This window comes from Virgibacillus sp. M23 (genome assembly GCF_034190895.1).
Lineage (GTDB): Bacteria > Bacillota > Bacilli > Bacillales > Amphibacillaceae > Virgibacillus > Virgibacillus salarius.
This window is the reverse complement of record NZ_JAWDHA010000112.1, coordinates 1-4,464: the sequence shown is the minus strand read 5'-3', so window position 1 is coordinate 4,464 and position 4,464 is coordinate 1. Positions and strand designations below refer to the sequence as shown.

The following is a 4,464-nucleotide window of genomic DNA, read 5'->3' as shown; positions in this document are numbered from 1 at the left end:
TTAGTTGAGGCCGTGCCCGCGGAAAGCGAAGTAATTAGTCGGAGCATTGCCAATATACATCAAACATTTCAAAATAACTACTTGGCTTAACGCAGTCATTGCACTGATTTTATACTTTCTTAACTTACAAAAAAGAGCGCAAAGTTGCGCCCTTGTGATAAAAACTTATGTTTTAACGCTTATCATTAATAAGCTTTTGCCCAATAAACTAATTCTTTTGCTGCTTTTCCACAACATACACATGTATCAGAAACTTGTTCTTGTTCAAAAGGAATACAGCGAGAAGTTGCAAGTGTATCCTCTTTGATTTTCTCTTCACATGCTTGATCGCCACACCACATTGCTTTGATAAACCCAGGGTTATCGTTCAATGTTTTTGCGAACTCTTCCATATTTGTCACTACTGTTGTTTTTTCATCTCGATGTTTCTTGGCATTATTATATAAATGAAGCTGAATTTCCTCTAATAATGCAGGTAATCGCTGTTCAAGCTCAGATAATGAAACAAATTCTTTTTCTCCTGTGTCACGACGTACAAGAACTACCTGCTCTTTTTCAATATCCTTAGGCCCCATTTCAATTCGTACCGGAATACCCTTCATTTCATATTCATTAAATTTCCAGCCAGGCATTTTATCACTACCGTCAATCTCAACACGTATCAAATTTTTCAATTGATCTCGAAGATTATACGCTTTATCTAGTACTCCTTCTTTATGTTGAGCAATTGGAACGATCATTGCTTGCGTAGGCGCAATACGTGGTGGGATCACCAAACCACGATTATCACCATGCACCATAATTAATGCTCCCATAATTCTTGTTGAAAGCCCCCATGAAGTTTGATGAACAAATTGGCTTTCCCCATTTTCATCAAGATAGGTAATATCAAAGGCTTCAGCGAAACCAGAGCCGAAATGATGTGATGTCCCAGATTGTAAAGCTTTACCGTCATGCATCATGCTTTCGATCGTTAATGTATATTTTGCGCCTGCAAATTTTTCTTTGTCTGTCTTTTTCCCACGCAGTACAGGGATCGCTAAATAGTTCTCTACTACATCTGCATAAATGCCTAGCATTTGGTTTGTTTCTTTAGCAGCATCTTCATCTGTCGCATGTGCAGTATGACCTTCCTGCCAATGAAATTCCGACGAACGTAAAAATGGTCGTGTTGTCTTTTCCCAACGCACCACATTTCCCCATTGATTATATAGTTTGGGTAAATCGCGATAGGAATGGATATTTTTTGAGTAATAATCACAGAATAGCACTTCGGAGGTTGGGCGGACCGCCAAACGCTCTGCTAATTCTTCTTCTCCGCCATGCGTAACCCAAGCTACTTCTGGTGCAAAGCCTTCAACATGGTCCTTTTCCTTCTGAAGTAAGCTTTCCGGAATAAATAATGGGAAAGCAACATTTGTATGACCTGTCTCTTTGAATTTTTTATCTAGCTCATTTTTTACGTTTTCCCAGATAGCATAACCATATGGTTTAATAATCATCGTTCCTCGTACTTGACCATAATCCACTAGCTCTGCTTGCTTAACAACATCAGTATACCACTGGGCAAAATCGTCCTCCATTGCAGTGATTTTTTCCACAAACTGCTTATTTTTCTTTCCCAAAGCAAACACCTCATTATATAAGTTAATTATTTATATTCAAATACCTATTTTAAAACACAAAAAATCCTCCATCCAATAAGGGACCGAGGTTGGTGGTACCACCCTTGTTTACAATAGGAACTATTGCACACTCTGCATTGATAACGGGACTTACCCGCGTACACCTTACAGTGTGATACACACTCTCCGGTGACGAACTCAGGAGCAGGTTCTAATCTTTGTCTTTAGAAATTTGCAGCAACCATTTCCTCTCTAAAAAAGACAACCTAGATTATACTATTCTCCATCCTTGCTTCAAATATGTAACTTTACTATATAGTTTGCAGTTCATAAAGTCAAGAGAGAGATGATCAGAGCGTGAGCCATTCTATATTCATTTTCCCTTCTAGTAGGGAATAGCTCAACGCTTTACAAGCTGAATTTTTCGACCTATACTTAACATATCATCATAATTGTTAAAATACTTACCATTTTCTGAAGAGATGTGTTTTATTGTGAAAGCAGTCATAAAAGTAACGTTATTTTATCTTCTCGGTATTATAGGAATACTTTGCATTAGTGTGTTTCCACAGTTTTTTGCTAAAGGGGATATTACTAATATCATTCTCTATTTCCATGATCTATGGAAGTTCCTTGGCAATTTTATTCAACCAGGGTCATGGACTTATCAAATAGAAGGTTCCATAGGCGAATTTCCCATTTTTAAGACGTTATGGGTCCCATTTACATACTCCATGAGTATTTTGTTTAGTGCTATATGTATCGCTTTTGCGATCGCATTTATACTTGCCTTCTTTGTCAACTCCCTACCAAAACAGGTTGTACAGGGTATTAAGCAGTTTCTCGAATTTCTAGAAACGATCCCTGATCTTGTTTTCGTTGTCCTGTTACAAATGCTAGTTATTTATATATATAACAAGACTGGTGTCTCACTTTTTACATTAGGCTCCTACATGGACGACCGTGCCTACGCTGGACCAATTATAACCTTGTCTATCTTACCGATGATCTTTCTTTTCAAAATTCTACTATTTTTAATTGAGGAAGAGTTTTCAAAGGACTATGTACGGTTTTTAAAAAGTAAAGGGCTGTCCAAAACCGTTATACTAATTCGTCATGTGTTTAGAAACATCCTACCAAGTGCTTTTCACCAATCCAAGCTAATTATTTGGGCAACACTCTCGAGTCAGTTTATCATTGAGAGAATATTTAATGTGAATGGGCTTACCTTTTACATTATCGAAAGCTTTTCACCAATGACCATAGCTGTGTCACTTATCCTGCTATTTACACCTTTTTTTATTACCTTTCAGCTAATTGACCTTTGGGTTGATGAATCAACGACATTTGAATCGCATGGCTTAGCAAAAATACCTTCCTTTCAGCCAATTAGCTGTGTAATGAAACATATAAAGATAATCCATTGGAAAAAGCTGCTACCTCGAATTCCAATAGCTTCACTAAGGAGGCAACTAAAAAACTATAAATTTGCAATAGGGTGCCTGTTCTTTATTCTAACCATTGGTGGTAGTATTGGCTATTCCATTATTACGGATAATCATGTTGATCAGGCAAACATATTTTACGAGGAAGATGGTACTACAATAAAAAGTACTCCACCACATCCACCTGGTCATCCGTTTTTATTGGGTTCTGATAAAGAGGGATTTGATTTGCTGGATCAGTTAATTATTGGAGCAAAATATACACTAGTTTTTGGCTTTTTAATTGCTTTTCTTCGAGTTGCTATCGGTTTATGTGGTGGAATTTTGTTTGCTTTTTCAATAAGTAAACGTAAACAAAGCTGGTTATCTAAAATAGTAGATTCTATTCACTTTCTACCACTTACATTAATTGCTTATATTTTGTTGAAACCCATTCTTCAATTAGGGTGGGAAATGGAGCCATCCTACACGATTTCTGAACGCATTCTTATCGAAATCATTATTTTGACCGTTCTAGTTATTCCATTAACAACGGTGCTGATAGGGAAAGATATAACTAACATACTCCAGCAAGAATTTATTACGAGTGCGAGTGTTCTTGGTGGAAGCAGATTCCATATATTGCGACATCACGTGATGCCACATCTATTTCCTAAACTAACGATTCTATTTGGGCAACAATTTATTCAAGTCTTATTTATTTTTATCCACTTAGGTATGTTGGATCTATTTTTTGGCGGGACAATTATGGGCTCGGCAATGTTCAATGAGCCTCCTAAATCACTTACGAACGAGTGGTCTGGAGTAATTGGGAATACTGTACATTCATTTAAAAGTGGACAATATTGGCTTATTCTCTTTCCTCTACTTGCCTTTATGTTAAGCATCTTTGCTATGCAACTAATCATTAATGGTATTAAGGAAGTTCAACAGGCTAAAATCGGGGTTACTGCTAAAAAATACAAAAGTAAACGTACCATAAATCATAAGGAAAATACGGAGAATATGTTTGCTCCAACGTCAAATCGTCTCCAGCTCGTTCACGATAAAAAAACTCGATAGCGTTCAAACATATATTCTTACAGCTATAAAATGATACGAGGACAAACGTATGTTGCAAAGAAAAAACGCACAGCTAGAAATAATTGTGCGTGTAAGTAGCTCTGGAAATATACTTCGCTTCCCACTGGTAAGGTGTCTGATGAGTCCTATTGATGCTTTTTCATCCAAGAAGCAGGATTAGAAAACCTGAGCAAAATTCGCTCATTCCTTATCACTACATGCTCAGATTTACGCTTCCTCTAGTAGCTATTATGGAATAATAGCTACTGCTTGACCACCACTCCGGCTGCCCACTTCCCTTTCCGTGGGGTTTGTCCTTCAGCTAACTTTTT

Annotated in this window: 2 protein-coding genes and 1 other annotated feature; of the genes, one reads left to right on the top strand and one right to left on the bottom strand. The window is 37.2% G+C overall.

Translation table 11 applies throughout. From position 1 onward, the window contains the following. Positions 1-185 precede the first annotated feature (185 nt). On the bottom strand, positions 186-1,625 hold the full coding sequence (proS, locus tag RVS70_RS21390) for a proline--tRNA ligase (protein WP_166530673.1): 1,440 nt from the start codon (positions 1,623-1,625) through the stop codon (positions 186-188). A gap of 75 nt (positions 1,626-1,700) precedes the next feature. After that, positions 1,701-1,924: a binding site (T-box leader), on the bottom strand. Between the two features lie 195 nt (positions 1,925-2,119). Between proS and RVS70_RS21385 the strand changes: the two genes are divergently transcribed. Continuing rightward, positions 2,120-4,132, top strand: a complete 2,013-nt coding sequence (locus tag RVS70_RS21385) for an ABC transporter permease subunit (RefSeq protein ID WP_321134746.1) — start codon at positions 2,120-2,122, stop codon at positions 4,130-4,132. Positions 4,133-4,464: the final 332 nt, after the last annotated feature.